This window comes from Streptomyces sp. Go-475 (assembly GCF_003330845.1).
Lineage (GTDB): Bacteria > Actinomycetota > Actinomycetes > Streptomycetales > Streptomycetaceae > Streptomyces.
Genome location: NZ_CP026121.1, coordinates 6,881,526 through 6,900,334 on the forward strand (window position 1 = coordinate 6,881,526; position 18,809 = coordinate 6,900,334).

General features: G+C 66.7%; 11 protein-coding genes and 1 pseudogene. 6 read left to right on the forward strand and 6 right to left on the reverse strand.

Annotation, left to right across the window (positions count from 1 at the left end):
• Positions 1-92 precede the first annotated feature (92 nt).
• Both C1703_RS31440 and C1703_RS31445 read right to left on the reverse strand, forming a co-directional pair.
• Positions 93-1,919 carry an ABC transporter ATP-binding protein gene (locus C1703_RS31440; RefSeq protein WP_114256003.1) on the reverse strand — a complete coding sequence of 609 codons (1,827 nt, stop codon included), beginning with the start codon at positions 1,917-1,919 and terminating at the stop codon, positions 93-95.
• The gene (locus C1703_RS31445) at positions 1,916-3,775 is read right to left on the reverse strand and encodes an ABC transporter ATP-binding protein (RefSeq protein ID WP_198678326.1); all 1,860 of its coding nucleotides are present in this window, start codon (positions 3,773-3,775) and stop codon (positions 1,916-1,918) included. The genes C1703_RS31440 and C1703_RS31445 overlap by 4 nt, the downstream gene beginning before the upstream one ends.
• Before the next feature lie 516 nt (positions 3,776-4,291).
• Here C1703_RS31445 and C1703_RS31450 point away from each other — a divergent pair.
• Positions 4,292-6,115 carry a condensation domain-containing protein gene (locus C1703_RS31450; protein ID WP_157993188.1) on the forward strand — a complete coding sequence of 608 codons (1,824 nt, stop codon included), beginning with the start codon at positions 4,292-4,294 and terminating at the stop codon, positions 6,113-6,115.
• 73 nt (positions 6,116-6,188) lie between these two features.
• Here C1703_RS31450 and C1703_RS31455 read toward each other — a convergent pair whose 3' ends face one another.
• Entirely contained in the window at positions 6,189-6,461 is a 273-nt protein-coding gene (locus C1703_RS31455; RefSeq protein ID WP_114256005.1) for an acyl carrier protein, read from the reverse strand.
• Positions 6,462-6,499: 38 nt separating this feature from the next.
• Positions 6,500-7,132 carry a class I SAM-dependent methyltransferase gene (locus C1703_RS31460; RefSeq protein WP_157993189.1) on the reverse strand — a complete coding sequence of 211 codons (633 nt, stop codon included), beginning with the start codon at positions 7,130-7,132 and terminating at the stop codon, positions 6,500-6,502.
• Positions 7,133-7,411: 279 nt separating this feature from the next.
• Between C1703_RS31460 and C1703_RS31465 the strand changes: the two genes are divergently transcribed.
• Together C1703_RS31465 and C1703_RS31470 are read left to right on the forward strand one after the other, a co-directional pair.
• Entirely contained in the window at positions 7,412-9,883 is a 2,472-nt protein-coding gene (locus C1703_RS31465; protein WP_114256007.1) for a type I polyketide synthase, read from the forward strand.
• Entirely contained in the window at positions 9,883-14,220 is a 4,338-nt protein-coding gene (locus C1703_RS31470; RefSeq protein ID WP_114256008.1) for a non-ribosomal peptide synthetase, read from the forward strand. Before C1703_RS31465 ends, C1703_RS31470 begins: the two co-directional genes overlap by 1 nt.
• 49 nt (positions 14,221-14,269) lie before the next feature.
• On the opposite strand, the pseudogene C1703_RS39395 reads toward C1703_RS31470, so the two are convergent.
• Positions 14,270-14,416: pseudogene (locus tag C1703_RS39395) on the reverse strand (IS5/IS1182 family transposase); the annotation flags it as partial.
• A 453-nt stretch (positions 14,417-14,869) separates the two neighbouring features.
• Here C1703_RS39395 and C1703_RS31480 point away from each other — a divergent pair.
• Positions 14,870-15,481 carry an LmbU family transcriptional regulator gene (locus C1703_RS31480; RefSeq protein WP_269803219.1) on the forward strand — a complete coding sequence of 204 codons (612 nt, stop codon included), beginning with the start codon at positions 14,870-14,872 and terminating at the stop codon, positions 15,479-15,481.
• A gap of 145 nt (positions 15,482-15,626) precedes the next feature.
• Here C1703_RS31480 and C1703_RS31485 read toward each other — a convergent pair whose 3' ends face one another.
• The gene (locus C1703_RS31485; RefSeq protein ID WP_157993190.1) at positions 15,627-16,358 is read right to left on the reverse strand and encodes a class I SAM-dependent methyltransferase; all 732 of its coding nucleotides are present in this window, start codon (positions 16,356-16,358) and stop codon (positions 15,627-15,629) included.
• A gap of 321 nt (positions 16,359-16,679) precedes the next feature.
• Here C1703_RS31485 and C1703_RS31490 point away from each other — a divergent pair, with 321 nt between their 5' ends.
• Together C1703_RS31490 and C1703_RS31495 are read left to right on the forward strand one after the other, a co-directional pair.
• Entirely contained in the window at positions 16,680-18,035 is a 1,356-nt protein-coding gene (locus C1703_RS31490; protein WP_114256010.1) for a class I adenylate-forming enzyme family protein, read from the forward strand.
• Positions 18,032-18,778 carry an SDR family oxidoreductase gene (locus tag C1703_RS31495; protein ID WP_232840643.1) on the forward strand — a complete coding sequence of 249 codons (747 nt, stop codon included), beginning with the start codon at positions 18,032-18,034 and terminating at the stop codon, positions 18,776-18,778. The genes C1703_RS31490 and C1703_RS31495 overlap by 4 nt, the downstream gene beginning before the upstream one ends.
• Positions 18,779-18,809 lie beyond the last annotated feature (31 nt).

Consider the following 18,809-nt stretch of genomic DNA (forward strand, 5'->3'; position numbering starts at 1 on the left):
CCCCCGGCCCGCATCCTGCGGCTGCGCCGTGCCCTCGCGCCGGTCCGAGCCGGCGGTGCCGTCGTGGCGTCTGATGACCCGTCACCGGTCGGTCATGCGGAGTAGGCATCGGCCTGGATGCCGTAGAGATCGGCGTATCGGCCTCCCACGATGCTGACCAGTTCGTCATGGGTGCCCGCCTCGATCAGCCGGCCCTTGTCGAGGGTGAGGATGAGGTCCGCGCCGGTGGCGGTCGAGAACCGGTGGGTGACGATCACCGTGATGGCGCCTGTCCGCCCGGCGACCTCCCGGGCACGGGCCATGTAGCGCTCGAAGATCTGCTGCTCGCTCGGGGCGTCGAGAGACGCCGTGGGTTCGTCCAGCATCAACAGCAGGGGACCGGGGCGCATCGACGCCCGGGCGAGGGCGACCTTCTGCCACTGCCCCTCGGACAGATCGACGCCCCCGAAGTCCCGGCTGAGCTGTGTCTCCAGTCCGTCGGGAAGCGCCTCGACCAGCTGCTCGGCGTCGGCTGCCGCCACGGCCCGGCCGACCCGTCGGGCATCCTGGGCGTGCGGCAGGTCACCCAGGCCGACGCTCTGCCCGAAGGTCGTACGGAACCGGCCGAAGTCCTGGAACGCCGCGCTCGACCGCGCACGCCAGCCCTCCGTGTCCAGGGTGGCGAGGTCCACGCCGTCGACGAGAATGCGGCCACCGCTGGGCCTGTAGAACTTGCAGAGGAGCTTGACCAGTGTCGTCTTGCCCGACCCGTACTCGCCGACCAGCGCGACCACCGAGCCCGCCGGCAGATGGACACTGATGTCGTGCAGGGCGGGGCGTCGAGAGCCGGGATACCGGTAGGTGACGTTCTCGAAGGTGATTCCCTCGCGCAGGACCTGGGGCGGAGACTCCGTGCCAGCCGCGTCGGACCGTGCGGCTGCGGTGTAGTCGCGCATCCACAAGTAGGGCTCGATGAGCCGTCCTGCCCGGACGACGTTCGCCGCGTAGTGCACGCCCGTGAACACCGACTGGCGCAGGCTGCTCGCCACGGTGATCGCCAGCACGATGTCTCCGGCCGAGCCGTGCCCACGCAGCACCTGAACGACGATCAGAACCAGCCCGGCGCCGAAGCCGAGCGTGAAGACGGTCCAGCCGCCGAGCTTCCAGGCCGCCGCGACAAGCCGCGCCCGGTAGCGGCCGGCCATGGCTGTGTCCCACGCGGCGGCCTGTCTGCGGGCCAGCTCGGTTCCCGCCCCCGACACGCGGATCTCCTTGCCCGCGGCCCCGTCCGTACCGAGGTCGAAGAGCCGGCGCTGGAGACGGAAGGGTTCGGCCGTGGCGGTTTCGGCCCGGATGACGGCGTTGCTGCCCTTCTGGTCGAACCAGAGCGGCAGCGCCGCGCATACGAGCAGCAACAGCAGCCAGGGGTTGATCGTGCCCAGCAGGAAGAGGGCGACGACCAGTTCGATGACGATGAAGAGGACGCCGGTCGCCGACCACAGGCTGAGCACGATTTCCCACGCGGAATTGCGTACTACCGTCAGCCGGTCGAGGTAGTCGGTGCGCTCCAGGTGTTCCAGGCCTTCGAGGGTCGCGATGTCGCCGTAGATACCGGGGTTCACATCGAGCACCGCGACCTTGCCGATGAGGATGCCGGCGGTGTTGCCGTCGAGTGCCCCCAGCACCATCACCATGGTGCCGGCGAGTCCCGCCCCGGCCGCCCAGGCCACAGCGGGCCAGACCTCTCCGCGAAGCGTCGCGTCCACCGCGCCGCGCAGGGCCAGGGCGTTGCCCGTGACCGAGGCCACCATCAGGGCGGGGACGACGAACTGCAGGGACGTCAGCAACGGCGAACGGCGCCAGGACAGCCGTAGCAGTTCGTACCAGAGGGAGAAGTACCGCCGACGGCGAATCGGTTGCTCACTGGCCAGCTCGGTCATGGGTACTGGTCCTCCTCCAGCCGGTCCTCGAAGCCGCGCCTGAACCGCGCGGCCTGGATCGTGAACATGGCCGCGTACCGGCCGTCGGCCGCCATGAGCTCGTCGTGTGTGCCCGTCTCCGTGATACGGCCGTCCTCCAGCAGGACGATCCGGTCGGCCTGTCGCACGGTGGACAGCCGGTGCGAGATCAGGACGACGCTCGCACCCGACCTGCGCTCGCCGAGCCTCGCGAAGACGTCGAACTCCGTCCGTACGTCGAGGTGGGCGGTGGGTTCGTCAAGAACCAGAATCCTCGCTCCCCGGCGCACCGCGTAGAGGACGCGGGCCAGGACGACGTGCTGCCACTGCCCGCCCGAAAGGTCGACGCCCCCCTTCGCGGCGCGGGTCAGCGGGGTCTCCCAGCCGGACGGCAGACCGTCCAGCACCGCTTCCAGCCCCGCTTCCCGGGCGGCGGCCTCGGCGTCCGCCCGTTCCGCGAGCCCGCCCGCCCGCCCGATGACCACGTTGCCGTGGACGGACAGGGGGTACCGCACGAAGTCCTGGAAGGCCACCGCGATGCGGCGGCGCCAGGCGTCCGGGGCAAGCGTGGCGATGTCCCGCCCGTCCGCGGTGATGGCCCCGCCTGTCGGCCGGTAGAGCCCGCAGAGCAGTTTGATCAGGGTCGACTTGCCCGCTCCGTTGAGCCCGACGACGGCCAGCAGTTCGCCCGGCCGGATCTCCAGATCCAGACGGTCCAGAACCTGGCGTTCTGTCTTCGGATAGGCGAAGGAGACCTGTTCGAACCGGATGAGCGGTGGACGCTCGAGGTCCTCGGGTTCCAGTACCCCACGGCCGTCGGGGCTGGGCACCGCCGCTCCCTCCGGGGCGAGCAGCTCGCGCAGCTCCCGCGTGGCGCGCAGGCACTCGGCGGAAGCTGCCGCGCTTCTGAGTTCCTCGCTCCAGCCAAGCGCCTGGAACACCGTCCACCCGGTGACGAGTACCGCCGTTTCCACCGCGATGGTCGTCTCCCCCCGCACCGCGCTGTGCGCCACCAGGGCGTACACGGCGCACAGCGGGATGCCGACGAGCAGGAGCTGGCTCCACTCGGCGCGCAGCATCCGCCCGATCGCCGCCCAGATGGGTTTCTCCATGGCCAGGCTGTGCCGCTGAATCTGCTCGACCGACCAACCACCCAGCCCGAAGACACGGATGTCCTTGCCCTCGGCCGGGGAGATCGCCGAGTCCTGCCACATCTGCGCCTTCGCGCCCTCCACGGTGCCGGAGCGCCACGTCCCGACATACCGCAGCGCCTGTCTCTGCCGCAGCGCCCAATTGATCAGGGCGGGCACGAGCACGACGGGGACGAGCCACCAGGCGTACCCCGCGAGGACCACACAGGATCCGGCGACGCCGAGGAAGCCCGTGAGGATGCGGAGGAGGGCCACGGCGCCCTCACCCGGAGTGTGTTCGGTCCAGTTCTCCGGATCCGCCTTGGCCGCGCGGATCAGGGTGCGCGCCTGCGGGGTCTCCAACCGGTCGATCGTCGGGGTGGACGAAACCAGCTCGGTGATCGACGCCCTGTGTACGCCGTCGATGGTGGCCTGGACCAGGAAGCCCAGTGGCTCCAGCACGGTGTCCATGACGTGCCCGAGCAGGAGGACAGCGACAAACGCCACCAGCGGGGCCAGGGCCGCGGTCAGTGGTGGCAGCGTCGTACCCCCCGTCTCGAAGCGCCGTACCACCACCGCCAGAATGACGGCTGTCGCGGCTGGGAGCAGCCTGCTCAGCCCCATCAGCACGGCCAGCAGCCAGATGTGGGACCGCTTGGCGGAGCTGAGAGTCCGCAACAGGTGGAGCCCGTCGGCAAGGGGGGTCACGTGATCCTCTCTCCGTGCGGCCCGGTCATGGCCGAGGTGGTCCCTGAGTGGCTCAGGACCAGGCTTGGTGCGACTCGTTCTCGAGAACCCCTCGCGGTGGGTGTGAGAGACGCCGTCGACTCCGGCCGCACCTGCGCACGGAGCGCGGAAAGGCGTGCCGATTGTCCGCTCTGTCGAATCGCTTCGACTTCAATGATCGCTGAAGCTAACACCAAAGCCCTTCCCCGACAAGGTACATATACGGCACAACTGACCTTCCAAGGTCAGGCGTTGATCGCTCGGCCCATGAGTGCTTCCCCATATTCGAAGCGCTTCAACGCACTCGACGTATCGAGGGGGATCATGGTGGCGACGGCATGGAGTTCCACCTTGACAGGCCTGAACCCCGGTGTGAATCTGGCACCGATTCACTGTTGAAGCGCTTGCGCGGTAAGGGGAGCGGGACCGTTGGACGGTGGGAAGTCGACGGCTCGCAGGGGCCCGCTCGGTGGCGCGCAGGAGTTCGAATGGTGGAAGATGCAGGACACCCGCCTGCGCGCGGGGTCGAACGCCCTGGTCTGGATGACGCCCGAGTGCCCCCTTGAGCTCGGCCAGGCCCGCCGAGTCGTCGACCTTCTGGTCCATCGCCACGAGGCCTTCCGTACGCTGATCGTCCGAGGCCCCGACGGCCTGCCCGAGCAGCGGACCGACGCGCCCGCGCCGGACGGCATCCATGTCCTGGACGAAGCGGCCGACGCCCGCAGGAGCCTCGAACTCGCCATCGGTGAGACCGAGTTCGACCTGTCCCGGGAGGGCCCGCTGAGAGTCGGGGCGGTGCGCGCAGGGGAGCGGGTGACCGAACTCCTCTTTGTGATCTCCCACTGTGTCTTCGACGGGCACAGTATCCCGCCGCTCCAGGCGGAGTTCGCGCTCGCCGTCCGCGAGGTCGCACGTGGCGCGGAGCCGGCAGCGACCCGCCGTCGGCACCAGCCGCTCGACTCTGCCTTCGCCGAGCGGAGCGGACCGCTCGCCCAGCTTCGAGCCGCCTCGACCGCCCATTGGGCGAGGGCTGTTCGTGACATCCCGAACCGTATGTTCGTCCCTGCGCAGGACGACGTGATGCACCACTACGGGGCGACGTACCGCACGGACCGCCTGGCGCCGCTCCTGGCACTCGCCGCGAGGCGCCATCGGACCACCCCGGCCGTCGTCCACGCCGCCACCGTGCACGCGCTGCTCGCCGCGCTCTCCGCTGCCCCGCACAGTGTCGTGCGTAGTCACTTCGCCGGCCGGACGGATGCCGAGGCGGAGACCATCGGCTGCTTTCACCGCATCCTGCCCGTGGTCGTGGCGACCTCCGACCGGCCCGGTTTCGGCGCGCTCGTCGAACGAGTGGCCATGCAGACGCTGCGCGCTCAGAGTCGTTACCGGATCGACTATCTGGCCCTTCGGCAGCTCATCTCGGCGGAAGAACGTCGACGAGGGGTTGCCATCGCCGATGGCACCATTGTCAATTTCTCCTTCGATGAAGGCTTCGAGTCTCTGCAGCGCGGCTCCGAGGAGGAGTTGCTGGCGGCGGCCGACGCCGCGGTCGGTGAACTCGAACTGCTGATGGGCCGTAACGAAACCACGCCCGAACACCGAGGGCTGGACTCCTATCTCATGACCCGGATCGCCGATGGCGTCACGGTGACCTACGCCACTTTCAACGGCGCGGTGTTCACCGCTCCGCAGATGCGGACCTTGCTGATAGGCCCGGAACAACTGCTCGCCGCCCACCTGCAAGGAGACCTCGACTGGGACGGGATAGGCCGGATCGCCCGTAGCGGCGACCCCTACGCGCCGGCGCCGCCCGCCGTCCCGGTGGTGGGGGTCGATCTGGTGTTGCCCGAGCGGGTCGACGAGGCGCTCGCCTCGCACCCCGCGGTGCGGGCCTCCTTCACGACCGTGACCCCCGGCACCGATGGCACGGTGGGGCTCGAGTGCCGGGTGATCCGCGAACCCGGGAGCGGAGAGCCCCTCAGCGAGGCCGAGTTGAGAGAGCATCTGCTCTGCCAGGTGCGGCCCGGAGCGGCGACGGTGGCCCCTCGTCGCTTCCTGATCGAGGGCCAGGCGAAAGAGGAAGCCGGCCGGACCGAGCCGTCGGTCCTCGCCCTGGTCGCCGCGGTCCTGGAGGTCAACGGGATGTCCACGGCCGACGAAGGCCGGAGTTACGCGGAGAACGGCGGCGCGCTGGGTGCCGTCCCCGCGATCATCGATCACCTCGCCGAACAGGGCTACACCGGCCTCGGGCCGCACGACTTCACCCTGCCGATGTCCTTGCGCAGTCTGGGCCGACGGCTGCACCCCGGCCAGGAGTGACCGGAAGCCGGAGGGCGGCCGCTGTCCTGTCCACCCGGGACCGGACGACCCCCGCAGTCGCCGGGGCTCCGCGTCAGGAAGAGGGGCCACCACGGGAATGGAGGTCACGGTACCTGCTCGTGCATTCGTCGATGATCTCGGGCAAGGCCCGTCTGCGGAACAGCAGTTCCAGAGGAAAGTCGATCCCCAGGCGCGATTCCACGCGGGTCATGAATTCGACCGCGGACAGCGAGGTGCCGCCGAGCGCGAAGAAGTTTCCCTCGCCGCCGGCGGCCTGCGCGCCGAGTGCTGCGTACCATGCCTCCTCGACGGTGCCGCGGATGTCACTGTCGGTCTTGGTCACCATGTCTCCCTGCCGGCCGAATCCACCCCTGTGCCTCCTGCCTACCTGACACGGCCCTGAGCCCACACACGGTCGGCGGGGCCTTCGATGCGGTCGGCCAGGATGCCGTCCCGGTAGATCTGCTCTTGCTTGATGTCCCCGGTCTCCAGCACCTCGGTCCAGGCGCGGGTGGGGCCCGTCCCCCAAGGCACCCAGGGGGTCAGGTCGTCCACGACGATGAGGCTTCCGGGGCGGCACAGCACACGGCAGTAGTCGATGTCGGACTTGACGGCTTCGTACTCGTGCCCGCCGTCCACGAAAGCAAGGTCGAACAGGGACTCACCGTGCTCCGCGATGAATTTCGGCAGGGCGGTGCGGGAGTCCTCCATGATCAGCTGATGGCGGCCGGGGAACCGCTGGTCGATGAATTCCTTTCCGATCCATGCCGCCTTGTTCTCCGGCAGGTCGAAGGACACCACCTGAACGTCGTCCGAGGCGGACAGGAAAGCGTGGCTGGAGAAGCCGACATTGAATCCGATCTCGAGGACGGTGCGCACCTCGGCCGTATGGACCAGCTCCATGAGATAGGTCAGCTGCGGCACACTCGATGACAGCTCGGAGATCGATATGTCGCTGGCCAGTACGTGATCCCAGATTTCCTTCGTGAAAGTGCGGATCGTGTCGGGCAGGCTCACTGAGTGACGTTCTTCCATGTCAGTCTCCAAATCATGGGGTAGCGTGCCCGGGCTGGCACTGTCAACACCCCGTCGGACAGATGCTCCAGCAGTCGCCGTACCGTGGCCAGAGAATGGCGGCAAAGCGTCGAAATGGGGCGCAGGTGTGGCTGTCGCGAGCCGAGCTCCTCGGCGGGATGATTATTGCGTTTGTCTCGCTGGCGAGACAAGCTCGCAAGCCGGACCGGCAGTTGTCCGTATAGCCAACCTGGGCGATGCTATGTGTGAGGTGGCAGTTCAATGTCTGATCGTGTTGCCGTGGTCGGGATGTCCATTCGCGCGGCCAAGGTGCAGAGCGCGGCGGACTTCTGGCGTCTCCTGATCACAGGGCGTTCCGGGCGGCGTGAAATCGATCCCACGGAATTGGTGCGGCGACGGGTTCCGAGTCGCACATACAAGGATCCGGCGTATGTGCCTGTCACGTATTCCATGGAAGATTCCCTCGGGTTCGATCCGCAAGCATTCGGACTCGGTGGATCCGAGGCAGAGTTGACCGACCCACAGCATCGCGCAGTGCTGGAAGCCTGCTACCGGGCAGTGGAAAGCTCAGGATGTTTCATCGGTTCACTGCCTGATCGCGTCGGGGTGTTCGTTGGATCGCGGAAGAGTGGCTACGGTACACAGATCGAATACCTCTCGGCCGCAGCCGGCAGGCATGTGGATCTCGCCGAGCTTGCCGTGGGGACCGATCCTGACTACCTGTCCAGCAGAATTTCCTACACCTACGGTCTTACCGGTCCGTCGATGACTGTCCTGACCGCCTGTTCGTCCTCGAGCGTGGCAGTGCACCTTGCCTGCCAGGCAATCCTTGCAGGTGAGTGCGATTCGGCGCTGGCGGGCGGTGTCGCTTTGGACGTCACAGACGCGGGCTATACGTTCACCGCAGGCGGAATCTACTCGCCACGAGGTCGGTGCGAGCCCTACATGGCGTCAGCCGACGGCACCGTGGAGGGAAATGGCGTCGCTGTCCTTTTCCTGCGACGGTTGGATGTGGCGTTGGCCGAGGGAAACCCGATCCTTGGCGTCATCGCCGGTACCGCGGTGAACAATGATGGCCGAGAGCGAGCAGGCTTTACGGCGCCAGGCGTTGCCGGCCAGTCCGAATTGATCGAAGAGGCCCTCGACATCGCCGAATTGAGGGCCTCCAGTATCGGCCTGCTCGAGGGGCACGGTGCGGGCACGAGCATCGGGGACGCACTGGAGATCGATGCCGCGACCCAGGCCTTTCGATCCACTGGAGCCAGTGCCGATGAGTGTCGGCTCCACTCCGTCAAGGCGAACATCGGGAATCTGACCGCGGCGGCGGGTGCGGCAAGCATCATCGGCTGTCTACTGGCCCTGCGGCATGGACAGATTCCTCCCAACGCTCCCCTGGTGGAAGGAGCCCCGCCAACCGATCTGGGAGGAACACCGTTCACGCTGGCAGACACGCCGATCGCCTGGCAGCGTTCGGACCAGGGGCGGTACGCAGCGGTCAGTTCGTTCGGGTTGGGCGGAACGAATGCGCATGTCATCATCGGCGATGCCGAGCCAGACGTGCGGCTTGCCTCGCGCAAGGGGCGGTACTGGCAACTGCTTCCGCTGTCCGCGGACGACCCGGAACGCCTTTCCGGAACCGTCGGCGCCGTGCGCGCGGCAGTGGACGGAACCTCGGCCGAGGTTCGTCAGGACATCGGCCACACACTGCGCACCGGTCGCCCGGAACTCCCCACACGCGCAGCGGCGCTGATCCCGGTCGACGCCGCGTCGGCCGGCGGGAAGTGGCCGTCGCCAGAGCAGTTCCACACGGTTCCCGAAGTACCGCCGACACTCGTCTTCCTGCTCCCCGGCGAAGCGGTGAGAGCACCGGACGTGGCACTCGCTCTCTACCGGGCCGAGCCGGCTTTCCGGTCGACCGTGGACGACGGCCTCGCCATCATGAAGCAGGTGCTGGCTCCTGAGATGTTCGCGGCTGTGCGCGACGCGTTCCTGCACGGTAGGTATCCGGTCGCAACGCATGCGCTTCAGCCGGTGCTGCACCTGCTCGGCCTCGGACAGCACGCCTTCCTCAGCGACCTGGACGTCAGGCCGGACTTGCTCGTGGGGCACGGCGTCGGCGAGCTGACCGCCGCTCAGCTGAGCGGCGTCCTCTCGTTCGAGGACGCGGCGCGGGCGGTGTGCTGGCGCAGCCAGGCCATGGCAGCCCCTTCGGAACACACCGAAGCCGTTGTCCGCTTCACCCGTCGGATGCGCGACGTACGGCTGAACTCTCCTGCCACGCCGACGCTTTCCCGCGTTTCGGGAGCATGGCTGACCGACGAGGAGGCGCGTGATCCTGGGTACTGGGGAGCGCAGCTGGGTGAGCATGGCCCCTTCGACGAGGCCCTGCGCTCTGTGGTGACCGAGCACCCTGCGGCTGTGTATCTGCAGCTGAACAGCGGAACGAATCTGCTGCGGGCCGCTCAGCGTTGGGGAGCGCCTGAGGACTCCGGCGTGGCCCTGGCATCCGGTGGAGAAGCCTCAGACAGCTGGTGCTCGCTGCTCCAGGCTGTCGGAACTCTCTGGGAACAGGGTGTGCGGATCAACTGGCAGGCCTATGCCGAGCGCGATCACGCACTCCGGGCCGACGTGGCGCCACGGGCCTTCGGGCGGATCCCGTACGTGCATCCTTCACTGCTGGAGCATTGCCCCGGGATCGACCCGGCGGATCTTTCGGGAAGGCGGGTCAGCTGATGACGTTCCAGGGAAGTGCAAACCCGGCCTCTCTGTCGCAGCAGCGCGTTTGGTTCACCGAACAGTTGCTGCCCGGGACCTCCAGGAACAACCTGTGTGTGCAGTTCGTCGTACACGGCGAGCTGGATGTGCCGACTCTCGAGCGCGCGGTCAACGACGTCATCGAACGGCATGAGGTCCTGAGAACCAGATTCGGGATCCTGGGTGACGCCCTCGTCCAGGATGTGCTGGACCAGGCCCGGGTCACTGTGCAACAGCTCGACGCAGCCGACGAAGAATCTGTCTTCGCCAAAGCCGCGGAACTTGCCCGAGAGCCATTCGATCTGAGCGACGCGCCCTTGGTGCGCGCTGGCCTGGTGCAGTGCGGCAGCGGCACCAGGATTGTGGTGTTCGCGCTGCACCACGTCGTGGCTGACGTCCGGTCTCTGGACATCTTTCTGCGTGAGGTCGTGGAGATGTACCGAAAGGACAGGGCAGGCGGCGTCCCGGACCTGCTTGATCTGCCGCCGATCCGCTACGTCGACTTCGCGGCAAGGCAACGTGAGTGGGCGAATACGCCGCAGGCCGTCGAACGACGGGCCGCACAGATACGCGAGCTCTCGGAATTCCCCGCTGTGGTCGACCTCCCGGCCGACCGCCCCCGGCCGGCCGTGCAGACGTTTGCAGTGGCGTCCGCGCACTGGCGTACCTCGTCAGCTCTGGTACACGAGCTCGAGAAGGTGACGCGCGAGCACGGAGCGACCCTCGAGACGATGGTTCTGGCGTCGTTCTCGGCCGTGGTGAGTCTCTGGTCGAGGCAGTCACGGCTACTGGTGGCGACCCCGGTGGCCAACCGCTCGCCCGTCGAAACCGAGCGGCTGGTCGGCCCCTTCGAGAACACCCTCGTGATCCCGGCGGACATGACGGGAGACCCGTCCTTCGCCGGGTACCTCGAGCGCGTACGTGACGCGCACCAAAGAGTCGCGTCAGAGAACGTCCCGTTCGAGGAGGTCATCGACGGTGTTGCGCCCGAGCGCAGCCTGTCTCATAACCCGCTGGTGCAGGTGATGGCGGCATTCGAGGAAGCCTCCGTGCTTCATACGGAACTGCCCGAGGCCGAACTGGAACTGATCGACCATCAGACGGGAACCGCACAGTTCGACCTGGTACTGAACGTCACCCCGCTCGGCGGCGGTCTGGACTGCCGGCTTCAGTATGCGACCGACCTCTTCGACCAGGACACAGCGGAGCGGTTCATCAGGCATCTGCGGCGGCTGTGGGAGGTTGTCGCCGCCAGACCGGATGCCAGTGTCGGGAGCATCGACCTGGCAGACCTGGAGGAGCGGGCCGTGCTCTCCACACTCGGCACGGGCCCCACGCGCCCGGTCGATCCCCGCGCGCTCCCCGCCAGGCTGTCCGAGACCGCGCGCAGTCGGCCAGACGCCGTTGCGGTGAAGGCATCCGACGGCACCTACACCTACGCGCAGCTCATCGAGCGAGCGGAGGCGATCGGTGCGGCGTTGACGGCCCGTGGGCTGCGGCCGGGCGATCTGGTCGGCGTAGCCCTTCCGCGTGGCCGCGACCTGCCGGCAGGTCTGCTCGGCGTCTGGGCTGCGGGAGGAACGTACGTACCCCTTGACCCCGCGTACCCCAGAGCCCGGCTGGAGCACATGACGCAGGACGCGGGCATCAAGGTCCTGCTGAGCACGTGCGAGCTCGCGGACCGCATCCCCGTGCCCGCAGATACTGAAGTGCTGGTGCTGGACGGACCTGCTGTCCCGCTTCCAGCCGAGAAGCCGGCCCCCGTGACATGCGGCGATCACCTGGCCTACGTGATGTACACCTCCGGCTCGACCGGCCGCCCCAAGGGAGTGATGGTCAGCCATAAGAGCCTCGGGAACCTTCTGGACGACTTCATGTCCGAGTCCGGGTTCGGCACGCGTGACCGGATGCTCGCACTGACATCCTTGTCCTTCGACATCGCAGGGCTGGAACTCTGGCTCCCGCTGCTGGCCGGAGGAACACTGGTGATCGGGCCGCCAGGTGTCGGCGGCGACCCGGAGCGGCTCCACAGACTTCTCTCGGACGAGAAAGTCACAGTGGTGCAGGCCACTCCAGCGACCTGGAAGCTCTACGCGTCGTCCCACCGCGTCGCGCCGCCTGCGCTCCGGCAGATATGGAGTGGTGGCGAGCACTTGCCGCACTCGCTCGCCCGGGCGCTGACCGCGATGGGGCCTGAAGTGCACAACCTCTATGGACCGACGGAGACCACCATATGGTCGACGCGTGCAGTGCTGCGGCGGCTCGACAGCGTCACCGGAATCGGGCGGCCCATTTCCAACACTCGCCTGTTCGTCGTCAATGCCGATGGCCGGCCGGTTCCCATGGGGATACCTGGAGAGTTGTGCATCGGCGGTGCGGGGCTGGCGCTGGGCTACCTCGGCCGCCCCGATCTGACCGCACAGCGGTTCGTCGATATCGAAGGGCTGCCCGTCTACCGCACCGGAGACCTCGTCAGGTGGCGGTCCGACGGGAATCTGGAGTATCTCGGGCGTCTCGACGACCAGGTGAAGATCCGTGGGCACCGAGTGGAACCCGGGGAAGTCGACGCGATGGCCCGAGCCTGCCCTGACGTCCGGGACGCCAGCACGCTGGCCGTGACGACCTCCGCAGGAGAGGAGCAGCTGGTCACCTTCGTGACGCCGGAGAAGGGCGCGGATCAAGCCGATAACACCACAGAAGACTGGCGTGTCATCTGGGAGAACACCTATGCCGAAGGCGAACCCGCCGCAGAAGATGACTTCGATCTGAAGGGCTGGCAGAGCAGCTACTCCAAACAGCCACTGCCGGAGGCGGAGATGCGGGACTGGGTGACGCAGACCGTTGACAGAATCGCCGGGACGGGCGCTCGCACCTTCGCGGAGATCGGCTGCGGCACCGGATTGCTGCTGCTGCGCCTGGCTCCTGCGGCCGACCGCTATCTGGGTATCGACTTCTCCGCAGAGGCCATTGGTCATGTGAGGAGCGCGGTCGCCCGGCGAGGGCTCAGCAGCCAGGTGCGGTTGGCCACGGCAGCCGCCCAGCAGATCGGGGACGTCGCCGACGGGGAGCTCTTCGACTGCGTAGTGATCAACTCTGTTGCCCAGTACTTCCCTGGCCGGGACTATCTCACGGAAGTCTTGACCGAAGCGAGCAAGATCGTTGTTCCTGGCGGACATATCTACGTCGGCGACCTGCGGAGCCTGAAACTCGCGGAGGCGTTCCATATCAGTGTGCTGGAAATGGATGACCGACTGGGGACCGAGGAACTGCGTGCCCTCGCTGCACGGCACGCACTGGAGGACGATGAACTCCTCATCGACCCCGGGTACTTCGCAGAGCTTCAGGACGCGCTTCCGGCGGTGACCGGGATCCAGGGATGGCTCAAGGCCCCCGGATACGACAACGAGATGACGCGTTTCCGCTACGACGTCCTGCTGAAGATCGGTGGGGAGGTACCGGATCGGCCGCAGCCCTGTGAGTACCTCGGCTGGGAGGAGGTCTCCGACCTTGAGGGCCTGGACAGACTGCTCGGCGCGTCGAGTTCCGCCGCGGTCGTCGTCGACGGCATTCCGAATGCCCGCGTCGCACGCTTCGCCCACCTAGCGTCGGGTGATGAGATGCCCCCCTTCGTGTGCTTGCCGGAGGAACTCGACGAAGTGGCAGCTCGGCACGGCTGGGACACTCGGCATGCCTGGTCCTCTCGCTTCCCGCGGCAAGGACGCATACGGACGACCTTCACTCACCGCAGCCGGTGGAGCGGACACTTCATTCACGAGCGGCCGACGATCGACGGGCCGACGAGCAACGACCCTGGGCAGGGAGCTCGGCTGCAGGTGCTGAAACACAGCGCACGAGCCTTCCTTCGGCAGAACCTGCCCGCATACATGGTGCCGAACCGGGTGCTGACCCTGCCGGAATTTCCGCTGACCCCGAACGGGAAGACCGACCGGAACGCCTTGAAGGCCATCGCTCGACAGCAGGTATCCAGTACGGATCACGTCCTTCCGAGTGGACCTGTTCAAAATCTTCTGCACGAGATCTGGTGTGAAGTGCTGAACGTCTCTCGAGTCAGCGTCGTGGAGAACATCTTCGACGCCGGCACCACATCCCTGCTGGTGGTGCGTATACGCCAGGAACTCCGTGATCGGCATGGCATCGACATCCCGCTGACTTCCTTCTTCGCCTGTCCGACGATCTCGTCACTCGCTCAAACTCTCGACCCGGGAATGGAACGTCACCATTCCGACGGTCGGCCTGCAAGCCCTCGTGCGCAAAATGCCACAGCCGCGCGTCGTCGGCAGCGCCGCCGGCAGTGAGAGCGCGCAGCAGGCGAGTGCGGATCGCCCCGCGGTAGACAGCCGGCACAGTGCCGTGGCGGGTGCCACGGCGGGCGATGGCCCGCCCGATGCCGCGCTCGCGGACCTGGTCGCGGTAGCTGCCGTGGTCGTAGCCGCGGTCGGTGAACAGCACGTCCGGCTTGCGGCACGGACGGCCCATTCGGCCGCGGGCGGGCGCCGCTGCCACACGCCTCCAGCGCTCATTCTCTTCCCTCGTTGAAGCGCTTCGACACTGATCGACAGTTGAGGCTCGTATCGCTCAACTTGCGTGGTGAGACTGGGCGGTTAAGCCTGCAATGTCCCCCTTGACAAGCCTGAACCTCGGTGTGAATCTGGCTCCGCTTCACTATTCAAGCGCTTGCGAGCCCGGGGAACGTGGCCGTTGGAGGGCTGGTGGTCGACGGCTCGCGGTGACCAGGAGTTCGAGCGGCGGAAGGTGCGGGCCTGTCGGTACGGAGGTCGAACGCTCTGCTCTGAATGACACCCGAAAGTCGGACGATGCATGGAGAGAGCCCAGGGGGTAGCAATGCGTAAGACGGTCAGTCCGGCAGGCCGAAGCGCGCGGCATATGGCAGCGGGAGCCGCGCGACAGCCGCGAGGCTCAGGTGTTCAGCTGTACAAGTCCGGCTTGCTGTTCACGGCCAAGCAGAGCTTCAGAACCTGGGAAGAGCTCGGTACCGAACTGTTCTCTTTTGCCGACTCCTCCACCTGGTGGATCGCCGATTGGCTGGTCTACGGAGAGTCCGTATTCCAGGACCGCTACGAGGAAGCCATCAAGCGGACCTCGCTCAGTTACCAGACTCTGCGCAACTACAGCTGGGTTGCGCGTGCGTTTCCGTTGTCCCGCAGGCGTCAAGGTCTGAGCTTCAGCCACCACCTCGAAGTTGTGGCACTGGAGGAACCGGAGCAGGACTACTGGCTGCGGAAGGCGGAAGAACTGGGCTGGAGCAGAAACAAGCTGCGCCGGGAAGTTCGCAGCAGTCTGCTCATGCGGCAGAGCGAGCTGACGCAGTCCGGTGCCGGGGGTGACGAGGAGTCAGGTGCCGTCGCCCGCACAGCGGCCGGGTCGACGTCGACGCTGCTCCGGCGTGACGCCACCTCCACGGCCGAAGCCCGCTCGCTGATACTTCAGTTCTCAGCCGATGAGCTGGCAGGTATGGGGAGGGCCGCCAGGAGGGACAGCGAGTCGGTCGAGGCCTGGGTGGCGAAGGTCGTACGGCGCGCCATCGACTGTTCCTGAGGCTCTGACCCACGGTCGGGGCGCGGGGGAAGTACTGCGGAGAAGCCCATGGGTGTTCTCCGGGGCGCTGTGGCCGGCCACCGCAGATCCGTTCTCGGTCCGCTCGACCAGCGGACCGATCGTCGACCGGTGGGTGTCCGATGCCTCAAGACGCGGAGCCGGATCCATCTGTGTGCGCGCCACCGACGTGGACCGCGAAAAGGCGCGCATCGAAATAGTGGTCATCTGGTGACTGCACCACGGGGCCGAAGGGCACCCACGGCGCTCGCCCTTCGACGACGGGGACGAGAGCCCGCCCCACCAGGCAGATGACGGCCGCTCGCGGGACGCGTCTGATGGAGCGCTCGATATTTTCCAGCACCCGTTCTGTCACAGTCGAACTGAAGGGCTCATAGAAGTAGAATACGCCCGAATCGTCCGGGATTTCGAATTCTTCGGCGCTCTGGTGGCGTATTTCGATATCGTTGCACCTCTTCGAAGCGGAGTCATACTGCATCACATTTTGTGTGGCAATATTGCAGAGGTGCCCGGAAAGCTCGACTCCGATGATTTTCTTGAATGGAAATTCGGAAGCCACCAGAAGCGCACGGCCCTTGCCGGAGCCGAAATCGATGAACGTCACCTCCTCGTAGTCGACGGGAACCTGTGATATCACCGCCCTCAGGGTTCCGGTGGGCGAGGGGGAGTATCGGTAGTTGTTGAGCAGGTCGAAATTGTCGGTCTTGCCGGCGTCCCAGCTTTCGAAGGGAGTGCTTGTTTCCACTCCGAAAGAAGTGTCGAATTTGTCGATCTGGTCGATCTCGGCAACCTTGGCGTCGAATGCTTCCTTGGTTTTCAGGTAATCGAGGAAGTTCTGCTGCTTATCTTTGTCGGTCACTACACCCTCCTGCTGTCCACGCCCGGAGCCAGGTAAGGCGAGTATGGACCCGAACCGACGGCATGAACACGCTTCATCACTGTCTCGCCGGCGGGACAAGCCCGGCATGCCGCTCCATGCGTGATGGTGTCAAGTTGTAGCCTCCGCTGCCGGTTCGCGCTTAGATATGTCCGCTCTGCTGGAGCGATTTCATACCTCGAACACGGCGTGCAAATTTTCAGATGTGGATGGTGGCGGTTTCCCGTCGGGCACCCTTGACGGCAGTGCCGCGGTCGTGCTCCGGAGATGGAAGCAAGAACATGACAAATGGGGGGAGGCGCGATGGACTGGCTGTTGTCGCAACTTCGGGGTCGATCTGACGCTGAGGCCATGGTCGGGCACGGCGGTAGTGTCACGTACGCCGAACTCGCGGAGCGGACCGCCTGCTGGCTGGCCGAGCTGACCCGGCTCGGAGTAGCGGCAGGCGAGAGTGTGGCAGTCGTCGGGAACGCCTCACCGAACATGGTCGCGCTCTTCGTGGCACTCGCCGTCCGAGGCGCTGTCGTGGTCCCCCTCGCCCCCGCCGATCCGCCGAGGGAGCAGCGGGAGCGCCGGATCGCGGCTGCGCATGCGACCCGTGTCGTCGAGTTCAGCGGTCCTGATGAGTGGACGGTTCGGACCGTGGCGACACCGGACGCGCCAACGCCACGCCTGCTGGCCGAGCTCGCCGCCAGCGGAGAGGCTGGGCTGCTGCTGTTCTCCTCAGGCTCGACGGGCGAGAGCAAGGCTGTCCTGCTCTCGGTTCCGCGGTTGCTCGACGGCTTCCGTGCGTCGTCGCGCCCTCGGCGGACGCTGCAGTTCATGGCGCTCGACCACATCGGTGGAGTCAATACGTTGTTCCGCTCGCTCGTCGGGGGCGGCACGGTGGTCACCGAGCCGCGACGCACCCCTCGGCATGCGTGTGAGGCCATCCACCGTCATGGCGTGCAGGTTCTACCGACCACGCCGACCTTCCTCAACATGGTGTTGCTTTCCGGCGCTTACCGGCATTACGACCTGTCCTCGCTCGAGCTGATCACCTACGGCACGGAGCCCATGCGCGAGATCACCCTCGCGCACGCGGCCAGGGTGTTCCCTCATGTGCAGTTCAAGCAGACCTACGGACTCACCGAGACCGGCATCCTGCCCACGCGATCGATCTCGTCGAACTCGTTGCGGATGGACGTCGGAGGGCGGGGATTCCGGACGAAGGTGCGTGACGGGGTGCTCTGGATCAAATCGCCGAGCGCCATGCTCGGGTATCTCAACGCGCCCAGTCCGTTCGACGAGGAAGGGTGGCTCAACACCGGAGACGCGGTCGACGTGGCCGAGGACGGGACTCTCCGCGTCCTCGGGCGGCTGTCGACGCTGATCAATGTAGGGGGAGAGAAGGTGTCTCCGGCCGAGGTCGAGGATGTGCTGCTCCGGGCCGGCAATGTCGCCGACGTCATCGTGACCGGACGGTCGAACGCCGTCACCGGGCAGATCGTCACGGCCACGGTCGAGCTGGTCGAGCCGGAGGAGAAGAGGGCACTGAACCGACGGCTGCGCCAGTTCTGTGCCGAACACCTACCGCCTCACAAGGTTCCGGCCGTCATCACCGTCTCGGACGCTCCGTTGCACGGCGAGCGGTTCAAGCGCATGGGGGGTGCCGTGTGAACCGCGCCGTGGATCAGCGTCCGGTGGCGGTCGTCAGCGGAGGCAGCCGAGGTCTGGGACTGGCTCTGGTGGCCGACTTCCTGGAGCGCGGTTACCGCGTGGAGACCTTCAGCCGGACCGAGTCCGCCGAACTCACCGCGCTTCGTGAAGCGACCGCTCCCGACACGCTGTTCTGGTCCTCGGTCGACGGAACGAACGCCGAGGCGGTCGAAGAGTTCGCCCGTGCAGCCGTGCGTCGCCACCGGCGCGTCGACGTGCTGGTGAACAACGCGGCGACCGGGCTCGAGGGCCTGCTGACCCTGACCGCCCCTGCGGCCATCGACACGGCACTGCAGACCAACGTGACACTGCCGGTTCTGCTCACCCGGGCCTGTCTCAAGCCCATGCTGGCCCGCCGGACCGGTGTGGTGATCAATCTGTCCTCCATCAACGCGTTGCGCGGACAGACCGGCGTCGCCGTGTACGGGGCGGCGAAAGCGGCACTCGACGGGCTTACTCGAGGTCTTGCCCGTGAAGTCGGCCCTGCCGGGGTCCGGGTGATCAGTGTCGCTCCCGGATATTTCGACAGCGAGATGACCGCGGGCATCAGCGAGGCCCAACGCCGCCGCATCGAGCGCCGGACACCGTTGGGCCGACTCGGGTCCATTGAGGACGTGCTCGGCGTGATCAGGTTTCTCACCTCGCCCGGGGCGAGTTTCATCACCGGCCAGACCATCACCGTCGACGGTGGCTACACCTGCTGAACCCTGCTACTGGCCGGGTGGTGCACAGGAA